General features: G+C 66.2%; 13 protein-coding genes and 1 pseudogene. 9 read left to right on the plus strand and 5 right to left on the minus strand.

Features of this window, described 5'->3' with window-relative positions:
* Positions 1-11 precede the first annotated feature (11 nt).
* Together ACSHZY_RS02935 and ACSHZY_RS02940 are read left to right on the plus strand one after the other, a co-directional pair.
* On the plus strand, positions 12-3518 hold the full coding sequence (locus ACSHZY_RS02935; RefSeq protein WP_435165152.1) for a glycosyltransferase family A protein: 3507 nt from the start codon (positions 12-14) through the stop codon (positions 3516-3518).
* Entirely contained in the window at positions 3518-4297 is a 780-nt protein-coding gene (locus ACSHZY_RS02940) for a glycosyltransferase family A protein (protein WP_435165155.1), read from the plus strand. The genes ACSHZY_RS02935 and ACSHZY_RS02940 overlap by 1 nt, the downstream gene beginning before the upstream one ends.
* Here ACSHZY_RS02940 and ACSHZY_RS02945 read toward each other — a convergent pair.
* Both ACSHZY_RS02945 and ACSHZY_RS02950 read right to left on the minus strand, forming a co-directional pair.
* Positions 4289-6718 carry a glycosyltransferase gene (locus tag ACSHZY_RS02945; protein WP_435165158.1) on the minus strand — a complete coding sequence of 810 codons (2430 nt, stop codon included), beginning with the start codon at positions 6716-6718 and terminating at the stop codon, positions 4289-4291. The two genes, ACSHZY_RS02940 and ACSHZY_RS02945, sit on opposite strands and share 9 nt — an antisense overlap.
* A 94-nt stretch (positions 6719-6812) precedes the next feature.
* Complete coding sequence (locus tag ACSHZY_RS02950; protein WP_435165161.1) at positions 6813-8117, minus strand: cation:proton antiporter; 1305 nt, start codon at positions 8115-8117, stop codon at positions 6813-6815.
* A 209-nt stretch (positions 8118-8326) separates the two neighbouring features.
* Between ACSHZY_RS02950 and ACSHZY_RS02955 the strand changes: the two are divergent.
* Positions 8327-8884: pseudogene (locus ACSHZY_RS02955) on the plus strand (helix-turn-helix domain-containing protein); the annotation flags it as partial.
* Positions 8885-8959: 75 nt separating this feature from the next.
* On the opposite strand, the gene ACSHZY_RS02960 reads toward ACSHZY_RS02955, so the two are convergent.
* Positions 8960-9568: a GntR family transcriptional regulator gene (locus ACSHZY_RS02960; protein ID WP_435165462.1), complete on the minus strand. Its 609-nt coding sequence runs from the start codon at positions 9566-9568 to the stop codon at positions 8960-8962.
* A 194-nt stretch (positions 9569-9762) separates the two neighbouring features.
* Between ACSHZY_RS02960 and ACSHZY_RS02965 the strand changes: the two genes are divergently transcribed.
* The 5 genes from ACSHZY_RS02965 to ACSHZY_RS02985 are packed head-to-tail and all read left to right on the plus strand — an operon-like array spanning position 9763 to position 14209.
* Positions 9763-11184 (plus strand): M20 family metallopeptidase, encoded by a 1422-nt coding sequence (locus tag ACSHZY_RS02965; RefSeq protein WP_435165164.1) that lies wholly within the window; start codon positions 9763-9765, stop codon positions 11182-11184.
* The gene (locus ACSHZY_RS02970; RefSeq protein ID WP_435165167.1) at positions 11184-11891 is read left to right on the plus strand and encodes an ABC transporter permease; all 708 of its coding nucleotides are present in this window, start codon (positions 11184-11186) and stop codon (positions 11889-11891) included. The genes ACSHZY_RS02965 and ACSHZY_RS02970 overlap by 1 nt, the downstream gene beginning before the upstream one ends.
* A gap of 2 nt (positions 11892-11893) precedes the next feature.
* Complete coding sequence (locus ACSHZY_RS02975; RefSeq protein ID WP_435165170.1) at positions 11894-12604, plus strand: ABC transporter permease; 711 nt, start codon at positions 11894-11896, stop codon at positions 12602-12604.
* Positions 12601-13356: an ABC transporter ATP-binding protein gene (locus ACSHZY_RS02980; protein WP_435165172.1), complete on the plus strand. Its 756-nt coding sequence runs from the start codon at positions 12601-12603 to the stop codon at positions 13354-13356. The genes ACSHZY_RS02975 and ACSHZY_RS02980 overlap by 4 nt, the downstream gene beginning before the upstream one ends.
* A gap of 19 nt (positions 13357-13375) precedes the next feature.
* Positions 13376-14209, plus strand: a complete 834-nt coding sequence (locus tag ACSHZY_RS02985) for a transporter substrate-binding domain-containing protein (protein ID WP_435165175.1) — start codon at positions 13376-13378, stop codon at positions 14207-14209.
* A 21-nt stretch (positions 14210-14230) separates the two neighbouring features.
* Here the strand turns inward: ACSHZY_RS02985 and rsgA are convergent, their stop codons facing one another.
* Both rsgA and ampC read right to left on the minus strand, forming a co-directional pair.
* Complete coding sequence (rsgA, locus tag ACSHZY_RS02990; RefSeq protein ID WP_435165178.1) at positions 14231-15262, minus strand: ribosome small subunit-dependent GTPase A; 1032 nt, start codon at positions 15260-15262, stop codon at positions 14231-14233.
* A gap of 49 nt (positions 15263-15311) precedes the next feature.
* Positions 15312-16469 carry a class C beta-lactamase gene (gene ampC, locus ACSHZY_RS02995; protein ID WP_435165181.1) on the minus strand — a complete coding sequence of 386 codons (1158 nt, stop codon included), beginning with the start codon at positions 16467-16469 and terminating at the stop codon, positions 15312-15314.
* A gap of 192 nt (positions 16470-16661) precedes the next feature.
* On the opposite strand from ampC, the gene ACSHZY_RS03000 reads away from it, so the two are divergent.
* On the plus strand, positions 16662-17612 hold the full coding sequence (locus tag ACSHZY_RS03000; protein ID WP_435165184.1) for a cation diffusion facilitator family transporter: 951 nt from the start codon (positions 16662-16664) through the stop codon (positions 17610-17612).

Consider the following 17612-nt stretch of genomic DNA (forward strand, 5'->3'; position numbering starts at 1 on the left):
TGAGACAAGTGATGAGCAACATGTTTTCCTCCCGCTTCCTGCAAAGAATTGCGGGCTATCCTCAGGACGTGCAGAAATTCCTGCAACAGGATGTGAATGCCGCCCTCATGTCGCGCACGCTTCGTGTGATGCATGGGGCGGAGGCAAACACTGCGGCCACGCCTCCCTCGCCGCCCATGCTGATGGATGCGTTCCTGTCGCGGCTGGTGACCTCGCGCCGGTTCCTCCTGCGCGTTCAAACCTTGGCCGATGCCATCATGGCACGAGACGTGGCCACGGTGAACGCCCTGATGCCGGCCATGATGGTCCCGCTGTCGGACCGCCGTCAGCCCTATCTTTACAAGATCACCGAAGCGGAAGCGGCCGAAGCCGATACCGCCACCCGCGCGACGCTGTCGCAACTGGTGGCGCTGATCAGGATCTACAACGTCTTCTCGGACGCCCTGCAAGCCTCGGGCGGGGTTGCGGCCTGGATCGCCGCCGCCCTTCGCAAGGGTGAGACGGAGCTGCTGAACGAACTTTTTCCGGCCCTTGACCTGAAGATCGCCTTCACCAACACGACTGCGCGTCCCGATCCCCTGCGGGTGGCTTTCCTTCGTTATCTTCTGGCCGGAGAGGCTGCGGACGACCTGCGTCACGCCGACCGGCTGGCTCTGCAGGCCCTTGCCGAGGCGCAGGCCGCAGGCGTGGCCCACCAGCTGTCCGCCAGCCGTCCCCTACGGGTCGAGCTGGCGGGCAAGCCCACGCGGCAGGATACCGAATTCTGGTCAAAGTTCGGCGAAGGCCCGCGCGAGGGAGCGCGGCTGCGCATTGACGCCCGCCAGCGGATTTCGGACATCGGGATGGCATTCCTGTCCTCTGCCGATATCTCAGCCCCGATAGGCATTTCGGGGACGCAGCAAAGGCGCGCCAGCAAGACCTGGGACATGATGATCGAGGGATATCGTGGCCCCACGGGAAACCACGCGCCCGTCGGCATCTTCGTGCCCGTCGGATGTGACGACCGGGCCGACCTGAACCTGACGCTGACGGCCCTTCCCGCGCATCTGGAGGATGGGGTCGGCCTGTCTGCGGCGGCTTTGGACCGCAGCTATGCCGTCATCGTCCGGCTGGATCGGGACGTGGACCTTCTGCGCTACATCAACATCGACCGTTGTGCCGTTTTCGAGGACGTGAACGCCGCCCTTTCCGCCATCGCCGGAGCCGCGCCGCGGGTGCGTCGCAAGCCCTTGCTGTTCATCGGTCGTCAGACGCCCGCGAATGTCGATTACATCATAACCAGCGTGGCCCGCTACTGGGCCCTGGCGGGCGGACATGCCGTGGCACCGGTGCGGCTGACCTATGACGCGCAAAAGGCGACCCTGTCCCTCCGCCCCGCAGCCGAGACGGGCTTGACGCGCACGCTTCCGCTTGCCGCCTGCGCGATGCCCCTGTCCTATGCCGCCGATCACCATGCGATGATCGACACGGCCATCGCCACCGGACTCCTCCTGCTGGAGGATGATCTGGCAGTCGAGAAGGCCGGTGGAGCCGTGCCGGAAGAGGGGGGGCTGCAGCGTCTGCAGCGGCAGCTGAACGCCCAGCCTCTGGGCAGCGCCGTGCGGGACAGGCTGCTGCGCAACGCGGCGGTGGACGACGCGTGGCTGTCGCGGCAGGATGTGCCGCGCAACTGGGCCATCGCTTCCCTGCTGACGCCGGCCGTGACCCGGCACCGCCAGATGGTCGTTACCCTGGACGAGTTTGTCACGACCCCGTCGCTGGCGCAGGCAATGGCCCTTCTGGACACGCTGGACATGCGCGACCCGGTGCTGTCGTCGATCCTGGAACAGGTGGATGCCTTTGCACTGGCACTGTCGCGGGCGCCAAGCGTTCTGCTGGGCCTTTCGGGCGAACATGTCATCCGGTTCGTGGAACTGGCGCGCCACGCGTCTTCGGCCGATCTTGTTGCGGGCAACCTCGCGCTCGTGACGGACCGTCTGGCCACGATCGCACCGGAGATCATCCTGCCGATGTTCGAATTCCTGGCCTGCTGCCTGCCACGCCCGTCGCTGCTGGCCACCCTGTCCTTCGCCGCCATGGCGGTCGATCTGCACACAAAGGCCATCTACCGCATCTGCGAATGCTTGCGCCGTTACGGCGACGAACCGCTTCTGGCACTGACCTTGGGCCGGCTTCAACGAGAGCGTCCGGACCTTCTGGCCGACCCCGGCATTCTGCGTTCGTTCCAGCGCCTGCTGTCGTCGCCCCGCCTGCCCGTGCTGCGGGACATCCTAGGACCGGACACGATGGAGCGCATCCGGAACACTGTCGACGCAGGCGATCTGATCCGCAGCGCGATCCTGGCAGGTGACTCCGCATCCCTTGCACGGCTGACGGGGACTCCCGCCCTCATGGCGCGGGTGGACATTGCCAAGCTTCTGGACACGCTCCGAAGCCTCAGCAACGAATTGCGGGACATGAACCTCAACGGTCTTCAGGTGGTCGGGGCGCAGGATCTTTACAAGCGCAAGCTGACGGCCGCGATCGTCAGCGACATGCAGGTGCTTGGGGAACTGAAGGCGGGGGGATACTTGGCGGCGGACATCGACATCAACGCCGTCGCCTTGAACATCCTGGGGGACAATGCCAGCCTGAATCGCGTGATTGCCCGCAAGTTCGAGCGCACCGGCATCCCGCCCCTGCGCATCGAAGGGGACACGGTGGCCGCGGTCTTCGGCAACGCCGTGACCACGGCGGCCGTTCCTACCACAAGCGGCCCTCTGGTGTCGGTCATCGTCTCGGCCTTCAACCCGGATATCGAGCTTCTGCGTCTTTCGCTGCATTCTGTCCTGAACCAAAGCCACGGGAACGTGGAAGTCTTCGTGGTGGACGATGCCAGCGAAAGCGACAGCAGCGCCAGCATCCGCTCCGTTGCGGAAGAATTGGGTGCCACCTATGTGCACATGGCGATCAACAGCGGCCCTTACGCCGGCCGGAACCTTGCAATCCAACGGTCCCGGGGGGAATTCATAGCCATTCAGGACGCTGACGACTGGTCCCACCCCGATCGGTTCCGTGCCCAGTTGGCCGCCTTTGCCGCCGATCCCGGATTGCGTCTGGTCACCACCCCCCATATCCGCATCGATCGCGCCGGCCATGTGCAGATGGAGGCCGGCTTCACCGTCTTTGGCGACGGTCCGATGACGTCGATGTTCCGCAGATCGGTGTTCCACGACGTAGGGTCCTTTGCCCATGTCCGCTCACGCGGAGACGTGGAGATGCGCGAGCGCGTCCTGTCCTATTTCGGCAAGCATGCCATGACGGAACTGGCCGCGCCCGCAATGCTCTGCTTTGCTGACAGCGCCACGCTGTCGCAGAAGACGAAAAGCGAAAGCGCCGAGCATCTTCAGCTTTTCCGGACCAACATCAGCCGGCGCACGTCCTATGCGGCCTTGCGGCGGGATCAGCAGCCCCTTGGCAAGAAGCATGCGGTGATCGTGCCGCTGGCCCTCCGCCCCCAGACAGAAGGCGACGCGTGATGAGCTACGGCACCATCGACATTTCCCTTACCTCCATCAGTTCCCGCATGGCGACGCTGGGCGCGACACTGAAATCGCTTCTGGCGCAGGATTATGCGGACGTGCACGTGCATCTTTACCTGTCGAAGGAACCCTACCTTCTGGATGCGGGCGTGCCGGAGGTTCCGGCCGACATCGCCGCCCTTGCCGCCGGTTCAGGAGGCCGCCTGACGGTGCATTACTGTCCCAATGTCGGGCCGTACCGGAAACTTCTGCCCTATCTTCGGGAACATTGGGGAAGCTCACGCCTCGTGGTCACGGTGGATGACGACACTGTCTATCCGACGAACTGGCTGACCACGATGATCCAGGCCTATGACACCTATGGATGCGTTATTGCTTTTCGCGGGCATCGCGTGGTGGTGCGCAACGGGAAGCTGGCCCCTTACAACACGTGGATGCGCAGCACCGTGGATACCAATCCCGGCACCCTGATCGTGCCCACCGGCAAGGACGGCGTTCTTTACGACACCGCCTTCTTCCCCATCAACGTGCTGAACGTGGAGGATGCGCTGCAGGTGGCGCCAACCGCCGACGACCTGTGGTTCCGCTGGCACCTGTCACTGAACGGGATCCACACCTATCTGATCAACACGAACTACCGCTCCGGCACGTTCGAGGAGTCCGATTACGAGGACAGCCTGTATCTGAGCTTCAACCGTGGCGGCAAGAACGACAGTGCCGTCGTGGCGCTGGAAACGTATTTCCAGAACCGCTTCGGCTTTTCGCTTTCAGCCTGAGGCCAAGGCCTCCATCACCGCCGCGGCCAGATCCTTCTGGCCGTGGAAGGGCACCAAACGTCCGTTGGGGGCAGCGCCCACCGCTTCGCCCTGCGCGCCCAGGTCGAAGCAGAAGACCGGCAGCCCCGTGGCCAGCGCCTCATGCGTCGTGAACGAGAATGTTTCGGGCCAGATGGACGGGATGAGCCAGCGCCCGATGCCATAGCGCTGCACCAGCGCGGGCAGATGCTCCACTCCGTAGGCGCCATGCACCTGGATGGAGGGAGGCAGGGGGAAGGCAGGATCGAAATCGCCGATCACGACCAGTTTCTGTCCCCGCCGCCCCATCTCGCCGATCACCGCTGCGCCTTTTTGCAGGCCGATATTGCCAAGCACACCCACGGCGGTCCCGGCCGGTGCAATGGCAGGCGGGCGGTGGCGCAGGACGTGGGGCCGAACGCAGATTTTTGGCCCCGCCTCGGGCCAGACCTGGACGACGTGCCGCCGGGTGTCCTGCGAAAAGACGGTGATTTCGGTACTGACCTCGATCGCGGCTTTCCACGCCTCCTGCCACTGGGGCAAGGTCACGACGCCCCCCTCTGGCCGACGCAGGGAATGGGCCGGATCCGTGGTGCCGGCAAAGACATCGCCGCAATAGCATCCATCGGAATCCAGAAGGCAATAGGACGGCGACACGGGGAAGTAATCGTGGAACAGCAGGTCCAGCCGATCCTGCGGCCGCATTGCCAGCCGCGTCAGGATCGCAGGCAGTGTCACGGGATCCGCATCTCCCACTCCGCAGCCATAGATCACGTGCCGGGCGGGCAGCCCGTCCAGAAGCTGCCACATCACCTCGTCGCTGTCCGTGACGCCCGAGGTGACGCCGCCCGGCAGATGCACCTCCACCTGCCAGCGTTGGAAGCCGCCCACGCGCAGGACCACGGCCCCGCCGGTGGCGGCAATGTCCTGTTGCAGGCGGTCCTGAAGATAGATTTCGGCCCCGCCCCCCAAGCTGTGGGCCAGATGCACCGGGACCCTTTCGGCGCGCGCGCCAAGATAGGCGATCGCCAGCGCCAGCCGGACCGTGCGCAACGGATCAGCCTGGATGAAACGCTGGACGTCCAGATCGTAGCCGGGATAGCGCGTGGTCACGATGCTGTTGTTGGCCTGAACCAAGGCAAGTTTGGCATCGCTTCCAAAGCTTTCACCGCCCCGGTGCTCAACGAACAACGAGCCGATGCCGACATGACGAAAGCCCAGCGCACGGGCTTTCTGGCACCAGTCCACCTCCTCGCCATAGCCCCGGCCGAAGATGGTGTCAAAGGCGGGAAGACGTTCCAGAAGCTGCGGCTGAATGGCCATGCAGAAGCCGACCCCCGTCGGGGCATCGGCCTCGGCCGCGCCGAAACGTCTGGCCATGCGGTCGATCGCATCCCCCTCGCCCGGCCGCAACATGGTCCGCTGGCAGATGAGAGGGACCGAGAAGATTTCCGCGTCGTTCGACATGGGGGTGACAGTCGCCACCGAGGCGTCGGCCAAGGGGCGCAGCAGGCGGCTGGCCCATCCTTCGGGAACGAAGGCGTCCGAATTCAGAAGCACCACCGGATCGCCCCGCCGGCGCGCGATGTCGAAGGCACGGTTCACGCTGCCGATGAACCCCAGATTGGTCTCGTTCTCGATCAACTGCACGGAGGACCGGTCCTGCGCCCAGGCGCGCAGGAATGGCCGCACACCCGGATCCGTGGAGCAATCCTCGATGACGATCAGGTGGAACGGCAGGTCAGTGTGGCACAGGACTCTTTCCAGAACCTCGGGCAGAAGATCCAGCGCGTTGAAGACCGGCAGGATGATGGTCAGCCGTTCGGCCGTGCCTTCCGCTCCCTGCGCGTTCAGTTGGCCGGGTTCCAGAAGCTGCGCTGAAGGCAGGTCGTCCAGTCCGAAACGCCGTTTGATACGGGACCGGGCGGACTGGTCGCGGTGGCGCTCCCACCGCAAGCTGTCCCTTGCGCTGGCGATCAGGCGCCAGCAGAAACCGGGAACAAGCCGGGCCTGCGCCACCCGCCTTTGGATCAGCGTGGGCGGAGGAAGGACATAGGCCAGCCGTTGATCCGCGAGATGTCGCAGCAAGAGGACGGCATGAAGATCCGGCAAGGCGGCCTCGACCACGAAGCCGATCGTGTCGGGAAGGTTGCGCTGCTGTGCCACGTCTCGCCGGCTCTGGCGCGGGGTCACGGTCGCCACAAGGCCGGTCGCCGCCAGAAGCGCCACGCTGTCCGCCGTGGTCCAGCCACACAGCGACACCCCACCGCGCGTCCAGACGACCCGTTCGACATGTCCCGCCACGGTGCCATCGAGGTTCCGCAACGGAAAGCCCGCACACGAGATGCGCATGTGCCGCAGCGCATAGCGCGCAAAGAGGCGGCGGGCGGTCCTTGAGATCATCGAATATCCATAGGCAATTTAGGTGCCTGACATCTATGCGACGTGTCCGGGCCTGTCCATCCGGTCAGCGACCTGTGGTTGTGCCGAACCCGCCTTACGTCTTTGCCCCCGGCCCCTGAAGACCGGGCGGGGCCGCCGCGCCCGCATCCGGGTCGCGGCCGTGGCTGCGGTCCAGCCATCGCATGGCGGGCGTCACCGTCAGCCCGTGCATCAGCACCGACACCAGAACCACAAGTCCGACGATCGCCCAAAGACGGTCCCCCCCTGCCGCCGGCATGTGGTTGAGGCCGTAGGCCATGTAGTAGATGGACCCGACCCCGCGTATGCCGAAGAAGGCGATCGTCAGACGTTCGGTCCAACTGGTGTTCAGGCCCAGAAGGCCGATCAGCCCCGCCACCGGCCGTATCAGAAGCAAGATGACGAAGGCCCCCACCACATCCGTCCAGACCAGCGCGTTCAGAAGCCCCTTGGCCAGCGCCCCGCCGAACAGCAGCAGAAGCACCATCATCGCCAGCCGCTCGATCTGTTCGGTGACGTCGTGCATCTCGCGGTGGAAATCATGGGCGCGGTGGGAGTGGCGGAAGGTCAGCGCCGTCACGAAGACCGACAGGAAGCCGTAGGAATGGATGATCTCGGTCAGGCCATAGGACACGAAGGTGGCCGCCAGCGCGATCAGACCGTCCCCCGTCTGCACCAGCTTCGTTTCCGCCGGGATCTTGAAGGTGACCCAGCCAAAGGCGCGGCCGATCAGATAGCCGCCCAGAACGCCCGCCCCGATTTCCCACAGGACGTTGTACCCCAGCCATTTCAGGGCCCACGGCTCTCCGCTCGACGCGGCAAGCGTCAGGGCGATGGCCAGATGGACGAAGGGGAATGCCGCGCCGTCATTCATGCCCGCTTCGGAGGTCAGGCCGAAACGAACCTCGTCCTCCTCTCCGGTACGGGGGGGACCGACCTGCACGTCCGAGGCGAGAACCGGATCCGTGGGCGCCAGCGCCGCACCCAGCAGCAACGCCACAGCCCAGGGCAGGCCCATCCATCCCGCCGCAAGGGCCGTGATGGCCAGAATGCTGAGGGGAAGCGTGATGAGGATCAGCCGCCACGACACCTGCCAGCGGCGCATGCCGAAGATCCGGTCGATCTTCAGCCCGGCCCCCATCAACGCGATGATAACGACGAATTCGGTGAACCGCTCCGTCACCTCGGGATAGATCAGGGGTGAGGGCACAAGCGTCACCTGCGGCAACGAGAAGAGGGCCGCCCCCAGCGATATACAGACGATGGGCAGCGACAAGGGAAGCCTTTTCAGCGCCAGCGGCAGCCAGGCCACCAGAGCGATCAGAAAGCCCGCCCCGGTCAGGAACAGTATGTAGGGGTCCGGTTCAAGAAACGCTGCCATGCAACATAACCCCGTAAAGGCATTTTTGCTCCCGCACCCGACCAGATCATTTGCCGCCCGCGCCACAACGCTGGTGTCCACCTTGTCGAATGCAGGCTTTACGAACCACCCTGGGTTGCGCCGGTGGGAGGCCCTTGCGCAGGAGGACGTGGCGGTTTCCACTGCAGCCTTGACCGGGCTTGAAGACCTCTCATCCGAGAGAGCGTAAGATGACGGAAACGGCCGGCGTGACGACGCACAACTTTCCCGCGATCGGACAGATCGTGCACCGCCTTCGGACTCAGGCTGGCCTGACACTGAACGATCTGGCGCGGCAGGCCGGGATTTCCCTGTCCGCCGTGTCGAAGATCGAGAATGGCCAGACCTCTCCGACCTATGACACGATCCAGCGGCTGGCGATCAGCCTGGGCGTCGACGTGACGGAACTGTTCGGCAGCAAGCCCAAGCCCGCGGCGACCGGCCGGCTGGTGGTGACGCGGCAGGGCGAGGGGCTGGATCAGGCCCCCCACTACGATTACCAGATGCTGCCCGCCGGCCTTGCCGCGAAGGAGTTCACGCCCCTTCTGACCCGCATCCGCGCGCGCAGCCTTCATGAATTCGCCGACCCTCAGGGCCATATGGGGGAGGAGTTCATCCATGTCCTGAAAGGCACCGTCATCCTGCACAGCCAGCATTACGCCCTCCTTCGGCTGGAGGCGGGCGACAGCGTCTACTTCGATTCCTCCATGGGGCACGCGTTGACGACGGGCGGAGGCGACGAGGCGCGGATCCTGTGGATCGCGATGCGCGTGACCGGGGTGCTGGCCGAACTGGATCGGGCACGGCGCCGGCAAGACCACGTTTCAGGCGGCGTCGCCCAGGATGTGCCTCCGGATCAGGAGGGCCAGCGCGTCGGCATCCCGGCCGCGCAGAGCCCCCACCATGTCCAGATGCTCCGCGGCGGAGCGGTGGAGTTGCGGCATGCCGCCCCATTGCGACACAGGCGCCGGAGAGGTGCGGGCGCGCAACTCCTCCACCATCGACAGCAGCAGCGGGTTGCCGGCCGCCGTCAGCAGACGGGCGTGGAAGGCCAGGTTCGCGGCATAAAGGTCGGACATCCCGCCCTGCCCGACCCGGTCCCGGAACTCCACGGCAAGGCGTTCCAGTGCCTGAACGTCGTCCGCCGTGGCGTTCCGGACGATGGCCGGCGTGAACCCGGCCTCCAGCACCGCGCGCAGTTCCAGCGCGGCCTGCGCATCGTCATCGTCGGCCGGGTGCACGGAATACCCCCGGTGCAGGTCGTGGCGGATCATCCGTCGATGGGCCAGCGCTTCCAGCGCCTTGCGGACCGTGGGGCGCCCCACACCATAGCGCGTTTGCAGGTCCACCTGCTTCAGCCATGACCCCGGCGCCAGCGCCCCGCTGCGCAGATCGGCGATCATACGGTCAAGAAGGCACTGCACGGCGATCATCTGAAACTCCTGTCACCCGATGATACGGGCATTTTCCCGCCCTTACCAAGGGAGGAGGTTCGCCCCCTGCCCGCTGCGGCATCGGTTTGATGTATTTTTAGGCAGTTCGCACGGCCAAGCGCCTTGCATAAGCAATATCGGTTCCAGAATTGGCACCAATATGACATGAGCGTGCGGACGATGGGAGACAGACGATGACGAACACCGACGCAACCTGGCCCCTGGTGGAAGCGGCAAGCCCCGCCCTATGCGCGATGGCCGACCGGATCTGGGACCGCCCGGAACTGAATTTCGCCGAAACGGCCGCGGCGCAGGAGCATGAGGCCATGCTGCGCGCCGAAGGGTTCCGCGTGGACACCGGTGTCGCCGGGATGCCCACGGCCCTGATGGCCGAAGCCGGCGCAGGTGGTCCTGTCATCGCCATCCTTGGCGAATACGACGCGCTGCCCGGCCTCAGCCAGGCGGCGGGCACGGCAGAGCGGCGCCCGCTGGTGACCGGCGGGGCCGGGCATGGCTGCGGGCACAACCTTCTGGGCGCAGGCTCGCTTCTGGCGGCGATCGCGGCGAAGAACTGGCTGGCGGCCAGCGGCCTGTCCGGTCGCGTGCGCTATTACGGCTGCCCCGCCGAAGAAGGCGGCAGCGCCAAGGGCTTCATGGTCCGCGCCGGATTGTTCGGGGATGTGGACGTGGCGATCTGCTGGCACCCCGCGCCGCTGGTGGCCGTGAACCCGCCGATGTCGCTGGCCTGCCAGGAGGTGGTGTTCCGCTTCACCGGCCGCGCCTCGCACGCGGCGGCCGCGCCGGAACTGGGCCGTTCGGCCTTGGACGCGGTGGAGCTGATGAATGTCGGCGTGAACTACATGCGCGAACACATGCCGTCCTCGGCCCGGATCCATTACGCGGTGACGAACACCGGCGGCCACGCGCCGAACGTGGTTCAGGCCGAAGCGGCGGTGCGCTATCTGGTGCGCGCGCAGCAACTGGACGAGATGCTGGAACTGGTGGACCGCGTCCGCGACATCGCCCGCGGTGCGGCGCTGATGACCCAGACGCGGGTGGAGCATGAGGTCGTCAGCGGCGACGCCAACCTTCTGGGCAACGAGGCGCTGGAAGCTGCGATGCAGGCGGAGCTTGAACGCCTCGGCCCGCCCGTCTTCGACGACGCCGACCGCGCCTTCGCCGAGGAGATCCGCGCCACCCTTTCGCCTGCCGACATCCGCGCCGCCTTCAAGCGGTTTGGGATGCCCCCCGTGATGGACCTGCCCTTGTGCGACCGGATCGTGCCGCGCGGCATGGGTGCGGGCGATGGCGTGGGCTCCACCGATGTGGGCACGGTCAGCTGGGTCGTCCCCACCGTGCAGATGCGCGGCGCCACCTATGCCATCGGCACGCCGGGCCACAGCTGGCAGCTTGTGGCGCAGGGCAAGTCGGGCATCGCCCACAAGGGCACCGAACATGCCGCCAAGGCGATGGCCGCGCTGATGAAGCGGCTGCTGACCGATCCCGCGCTGGTGGCGGCGGCCAAGGCCGACTTCGCGGCCGAACGGGACGGCCGGCCTTTCGTGAACCCGATCCCCGACGACGTGATGCCCGACCTGCCGGTCGCCGCCGAATGATGGAGGCGCTGTCCCTTCTGGGCTTTGGCGCGCAGGGCTGGGGCCCCGCGCTGCTGCGCGGCGCCGCCATGACGGTGGGGCTGGCGCTGTGCGGCTTTGCCATCGGTGCCATGCTGGGCGCCGTGGCGGCCTGGGCCAAGATCGCGGGCGGCAAGACGGCGCGCGCCATCGCGGCCACCTACACCACCGTCCTGCGGGGCATTCCCGACCTGCTGGTGATCTACCTGTTCTATTTCGGGGGCAGCATCGCCCTGACGAAGGTCGCATCCTGGCTGGGCCATGAAGGTTTCGTGGACCTTCCGGGCTTTATCGCCGGGGCTATGGCCATCGGCATCGTGTCGGGGGCGCAGCACACGGAAGTCTATCGCGGCGCCTACCGCGCCGTCGCACGGAGGGAAGTCGAGGCCGCGATGGCCGTGGGCATGTCCCGCGCCACCCTGTTCCGCCGCATCCTTCTGCCGCTGACCGCGCGCCACGCCCTGCCGGGGTTGGGCAACGTGTGGCAGCTGACGCTGAAGGAATCGGCCCTCGTCTCCGTCACCGGGGTGGTGGAGCTGCTGCGCACCGCCCAGCTCGGCTCCGGCTCCACCCGCGAGCCGTTCACCTTCTTCTTCGCGGCGGCGGTCCTGTATCTGGTGATCACCTCCGTTTCGGGCGTCATCTTCGGGCGGGCGGAAGCCTTCACCCGCCGCGGCATGGGGAGGTGACGATGGACCTGTCATTCATGTGGACCGCCTTCCTGACCCTGATCCACGGCGTTCCCATGACGCTGCTGCTGGCGGGGGTGTCGGTGGCGATCGGTTTCGTGATCGCGGTGCTGGTCGCCTCGGCCCGCGTCTGGGGTCCGGCCTGGATCGCCTGGCCCGCGCGGGCCTATGTCTTCGCGCTGCGCGGCACGCCGCTTCTGGTGCAGATCTTCCTGATCTATTACGGCCTCGGCCAGTTCCCCGAGGTGCGGGCGTCGGCCCTTTGGCCCATCCTGCGCGAACCCTTCTGGTGCGCGATCCTGGCCCTGTCGCTGAACACCGGCGCCTACGGGTCGGAGATCCTGCGCGGCGGCCTTCTGTCCGTGCCCCCCGGCCAGATCGAGGCGGCGCGCGCCTGCGGCATGTCCCCCTGGCTGACCTTCCGCCGCGTCATCGGGCCCCAAGCGATCCGGCAGGCCTTGCCCGGTTACGGCAACGAGCTGATCCTGATGACGAAGTCCACCGCCCTCGCTTCCATCATCACCTTGATGGAGATCACGGGCATGGCGGCGAAGCTGATCTCCGACACCTATCGCGTGGTGGAGGTGTTCGTGGTGGCCGGCGCCATCTACCTTGCGCTGAACTTCGTGCTGACGCTGCTGGTGGCCGCCCTCGACCGTTCCCTAACGCGGCACCTGCGCCCGCTGACCCAACCCGTGGGAGACATCGCATGACCCCCGCCATCCGCCTGCACGCGCTGCGCAAGTCCTTCGGCTCGAATGAGGTGCTGAAGGGCATCGACCTGTCCGCCGCGAAGGGAGAGGTCGTGTCGATCCTCGGATCCTCCGGGTCGGGAAAGTCGACGATGCTGCGCTGCATCAACATGCTGGAAACGCCCACCTCGGGCGAGGTGCATGTGGGCGAGGAGCAGATCGCCCTTGTCACCGACCGCCGCGGCACCCGCCCCGCCGACCGCCGGCAGGTGGAGCGTGTGCGCCAGCGTCTTGGCATGGTGTTCCAAAGCTTCAACCTGTGGTCGCACCGTACGATCCTGCAAAACGTGATGGAAGCCCCCGTCCACGTGCAGGGCCGCCCCAAGGCCGAGGTTCGGGACGAGGCGATGAGCTATCTGGCCAAGGTCGGCATCGCCGAAAAGGCCGACGCCTACCCTGCGCAACTGTCCGGCGGGCAGCAGCAGCGCGCGGCCATCGCCCGCGCCCTGGCCCAGCGCCCCGAGGTCCTGCTGTTCGACGAGCCCACCAGCGCCCTCGACCCCGAGCTTGTGGGCGAGGTGCTGCGCGTGATGCGCGCCCTGGCCGACGAAGGGCGCACCATGCTGATCGTCACGCACGAGATGGGCTTTGCCCGCGACGTGTCGAACCGCGTGGTGTTCCTGCACCAGGGCGTCATCGACTGCGAAGGCACGCCCCAGACCTTGTTCAACGGCGGCGGTTCCGACCGCTTCGCCCGCTTCATTTCCGCCTGAGACCCACAGGGAGACATCCATGAAGATCCTGACCGCCCTTGCGCTGATCACCGCCACGGCCCTTCCCGCCGCCGCGCAGGAAAAGCGCCACATCACCATCGCCACCGAAGGCGCCTTCGCGCCCTGGAACCTGACCAAGGCCGACGGCACGCTCGACGGGCTGGAGGTCGATCTTTACAAGGACCTTTGCGCGCGCGCGAACTTCGACTGCACGATGGTGTCGCAGTCCTTCGACGGCATCATCCCGGGCCTTCTGGCGGGCAAGTACGACATGATCATGGCCGGCATGTCGGCCACCCCCGCGCGGGAGGAGGTCGTGGCCTTCTCGCAGCCCTACGGTTCCACCGGCCAGACCTTCGCGGTGCTGAAGGACGGCCCGCTGGCCGACCTGCCCCGGACGGGAGAGCTGTTCTCGCTCGTCTCCAACCCCGACGGCGCGGCCGCCGCCGTGGAGGAGCTGCGCCCGCTGCTGGAGGGCAAGACCGTGGGCGTTCAGTCCGCCTCCATCGCCGCGAAGTTCATCGAGGCCAATTTCGGCGACACGGTGACGATCCGCGAATACAAATCGACCGAGGAGCATGACCTCGACCTTCTTTCGGGTCGTATCGACATGGTCATGGCCTCGCCGGCCTATCTGATGACGGCGATGAAGGACCCGGCCAATGCCGACATGGCGCTGGCGGGCCCCCGCTTCCAAGGCGGCATTTTGGGCAAGGGCAGCTCGGCCGCGTTCCGCAAGGAAGACACCGAACTGCGCGCGGCCTTCGACAAGGCCATCACCGAAGCCAAGGCCGACGGCACGATGAAGCGCCTGTCGGAAAAATGGTTCGGCTTCGACGTCACCGTCTACTGACGCCGCACACCCGGCAGGCGCTCAGCGCTTGCCGGGCATCTTCTGGATCTTGTTTCCGCGCGGCCCCGTCTGGACGGGCGTGTTGCTGCGGTTTTCCTCGGTAAGCTTGCGCCAGCGGTCCAGACGCCCCTGATCCAGCGAGCCTTCGGCCACGGCGGCGCGCACGGCGCATCCGGGTTCATGCGCATGGGTGCAGTCGCGGAAGCGGCACAAGGGCGCCAGCTCCGCAATCTCGGCGAACAGAACGTCCAGCCCGACCGAGATGTCGCTGATGTGCAGTGTGCGGATGCCGGGCGTGTCGATCACCCACCCGCCCCCCGCGATGGAGTGGAGCGAGCGGGACGTGGTCGTGTGCCGGCCCTTGGCGTCGGATTCGCGGATGCTGCCGGTCTTCTGCGCCTCTTCCGAGGCCTTGGCCGACAGGGTGTTCAGCAGCGACGATTTCCCCACGCCCGACGATCCCACAAGGGCCACGGTCTGGCCGGGCCCGCACCACGGCGCCAGCGCCAGCGCCGCCTCGGGCGTCTGCGCGTTCAGGGCGACCACCTCCAGCCCGCGTTGCAACCCGATCACCTGCTGGCGGTAGGGCTCGGGATCAGCCACCTGATCGGCCTTGGTCAGCACGATCACCGGCGTCGTTTCCGCTTCGTTCGCCAAGGCCAGATAGCGTTCCAGACGCGCCGGGTTGAGGTCCTCGTTGCACGAGGACACGATGAAGAGGGTGTCGACATTCGCCGCGATCAGCTGCGGCACGCGCGCCCCTTCGGTGTGGCGTTGCAGCAGGGTCTTGCGGTCCAGCCGCCGGACAAGGGTCCGGGTTTCGGCCTCCACCAGCACCCAGTCGCCCACCGCGAAATCCGAGGTGTTGGCGTGGCCGGGCAGGTTCAGCTTGGTCGGGCCGGACACGGATTCGGCCGTCAGCCGGGCCCGGTGGACGGTGGCGATGCGCATCGGCGCCAGTTCCCCCTCCCCGGGTTGAAGCTGGTCGTCGTAGAAGGCCGACCAGCCAAGGGCGGCCAAGGTCAGCGGCGGAGGATCTGATGCATGTGTCACCCACAATGCATGCGCGGGACGACGCGCCGATGCAAGCCTTACCCGGCCTTCACTGCCCCTTCGCGGCCAGCAAGTCCTTCATCAGGCGCAGCGTCGCCTCGGCCCGGACGGGGTTGGGATAGTTCCGGTTGGCCAGCACGACGACGCCGATCCGTTCGGACGGCACCATCGCGACATAGGCCCCGAACCCGTTGGTGGCCCCCGTCTTGTTGAGGAAGACGGCCCCCTCCAGCGCCCGGGGATCGTGACGGGTGACAGGTTGCGGCTTCATCACCATGTCGGGCGCGTTGCCGGCCGCCAGTTGGGCCGGGTCCACCGGCCAGGGATACCCTTCCCAGATCATGGCTTGGGCGAAGTGGGCGGTGTCGTATTCCGACAGGCGGGTGCGCGACAGGGCGGCCTCCATCTCCTCGGCCAGATCGAGGTTGCCCAGATGGGCGTCAAGAAAGCGCGTCATGTCCGTGACGCTTGATTTCAGGCCGTAGGCTTCCGTATCCAGCATCCCGGGGCTGACGCGGATCGGCGCGCCCGTCTTGGAATAACCGAAGGCGTAGCGGCCCATCGCATCGTCCGGCACTGTCACGAAGGTGCTGTCCAGACCAAGGCCCGGCAGAAGGCGGTCCGTCACCGCCGTTTCATAGGACGTGCCGAACCGCTCCCCTACGATCAGGCCCAGAAGGCCGATGCTGACATTCGAATAGGAGCGAAGGGAGCGGGGGTCCGCGTCTGGGTTCCAGTCGGCCAGATAGTCCATCAGTTCTGCTTGGTCGGTGATACTGTCGGGCACCTGAAGCGGAAGGCCCCCCGTCGCATGCGCCGCCAGATCGTAAGGGGTGATGCGGTCGAAGGCGCTCCCTTCCAAAGCCGGAAGATCTTTCGAAACAGGATCCTCCAGCGACAGAAGTCCCTGTTCCTCGGCAAGACCGGCCAGCGCCATGTTGAACAGCTTGCTGATCGACCCCAGCTCGAACAGCGTGTCTTCGTCGACGGGGCGGGAGGTTTCGCGATCGGCGAAGCCTTCGGTGAACAGGTGGTGCCGGCCGTCCAGCGTCACCCCGATCGCCATGCCGGGAATGTCGAACTCCTTCATGACTGGCCGGAAGATGTTTTCGGCCATGTCGTGGAACTGGTCCTCCGTCAGCCCCTGCGCGTGGACGGGGGCGGCCAGAAGGGCCAGGGCGGCCCCAAGAATGCAAAACGGGTTCATCGTCTTCCTTGCCTGAATCGCATGGGGTTGTCGGGCCCCGGTTCACGGCCATCTAGGAGGGGCAGACCCCGGGCGGCAAACATAAAGACCGACGCCCGGCCCCCACCGGCGGAGGATCGCGCGCCCCCGCAGGGGTGACTTTCGTCCGCGCGCAAGGCAGACACGCGCTTCCGGTTCAGAAAGCCTTTCCAGATGACACTCCAGACCTTTTACGATCTGCATGACGAACGGGGGGTCTTCCGGCTGTCCATCACCATGACCATCCTCGTGGCAGGTCTGGGCGTCGCCATGGGCATCCTGTCCGGCTCCGCTTCCATCATGTTCGACGGGATCTATTCCCTTCTGGATTCCGTGATGAGCCTTCTGTCGTTGTTCGTTGCAAAGCTGATCCTGTCCGACACGCAGTCCGGCTATCTGTCCGACCGGATCCGGCGGCGCTTCTCCATGGGGTTCTGGCATCTGGAACCGATCGTGCTGGGCCTGAACGGAACGCTTCTGATCGCGGTCGCGGTCTATGCGCTGGTGACCGCCCTTGGCACGATCTTCGAAGGCGGAACCGAACTGCACATGGGGGCGGCCATCGCCTATGCCGCCGTGACGCTGGTCATCTGCGTGGCGATGGCGCGGGTCGCCACCATCGCGAACCGGCGGCTGGGATCGGCGCTGATCGCGCTGGACATCAAGGGCTGGATCATCGCGGCCAGCATTTCGGGCGCGTTGCTGGTCGCCTTCGGGATCGCGCTGCTGCTGCCGGGCACGCCGCTGGGCTGGCTGGTTCCCTATGTCGATCCGGCCACGCTGGTGGTCGTCTGCCTTGTCATCATCCCCCTGCCGATCCAGACGGTGAAGGACGCGCTGGCGGATGTGCTGCTGGTCACGCCGACCGAACTGCACCAGCATGTCCTGACCGAAACGGCCCGTTTTGTGGAACGGCACGGCTTTGAAGATTTCCGCGCCTATGTCGCCCGGATCGGCCGGTCGAGGGAGATCAGCATCTTCATCGTCGCGCCCGAGGACCGCGCCACCCGCCCGCTGCTGGAATGGGACCTGCTGCGGGACGAACTGGGGGACGCGATCGGCGGAAAAGGCCCCGACCGCTGGCTGACGATCACCTTCACCAGCGACCTGCGCTGGGCGGAATGA

The organism is Falsirhodobacter sp. 1013 (genome assembly GCF_051195255.1).
GTDB lineage: Bacteria > Pseudomonadota > Alphaproteobacteria > Rhodobacterales > Rhodobacteraceae > Falsirhodobacter.

Bases quoted from the DNA above. Each gene is read 5' to 3' on its own strand.
- ACSHZY_RS02935 (WP_435165152.1), top strand. From the start codon at position 12: ATGAGCAACATGTTTTCCTCCCGCTTCCTGCAAAGAATTGCGGGCTAT.
- ACSHZY_RS02940 (WP_435165155.1), top strand. From the start codon at position 3,518: ATGAGCTACGGCACCATCGACATTTCCCTTACCTCCATCAGTTCCCGC.
- ACSHZY_RS02945 (WP_435165158.1), bottom strand. From the start codon at position 6,718: ATGATCTCAAGGACCGCCCGCCGCCTCTTTGCGCGCTATGCGCTGCGG.
- ACSHZY_RS02950 (WP_435165161.1), bottom strand. From the start codon at position 8,117: ATGGCAGCGTTTCTTGAACCGGACCCCTACATACTGTTCCTGACCGGG.
- ACSHZY_RS02960 (WP_435165462.1), bottom strand. From the start codon at position 9,568: ATGATCGCCGTGCAGTGCCTTCTTGACCGTATGATCGCCGATCTGCGC.
- ACSHZY_RS02965 (WP_435165164.1), top strand. From the start codon at position 9,763: ATGACGAACACCGACGCAACCTGGCCCCTGGTGGAAGCGGCAAGCCCC.
- ACSHZY_RS02970 (WP_435165167.1), top strand. From the start codon at position 11,184: ATGGAGGCGCTGTCCCTTCTGGGCTTTGGCGCGCAGGGCTGGGGCCCC.
- ACSHZY_RS02975 (WP_435165170.1), top strand. From the start codon at position 11,894: ATGGACCTGTCATTCATGTGGACCGCCTTCCTGACCCTGATCCACGGC.
- ACSHZY_RS02980 (WP_435165172.1), top strand. From the start codon at position 12,601: ATGACCCCCGCCATCCGCCTGCACGCGCTGCGCAAGTCCTTCGGCTCG.
- ACSHZY_RS02985 (WP_435165175.1), top strand. From the start codon at position 13,376: ATGAAGATCCTGACCGCCCTTGCGCTGATCACCGCCACGGCCCTTCCC.
- ampC (WP_435165181.1), bottom strand. From the start codon at position 16,469: ATGAACCCGTTTTGCATTCTTGGGGCCGCCCTGGCCCTTCTGGCCGCC.
- ACSHZY_RS03000 (WP_435165184.1), top strand. From the start codon at position 16,662: ATGACACTCCAGACCTTTTACGATCTGCATGACGAACGGGGGGTCTTC.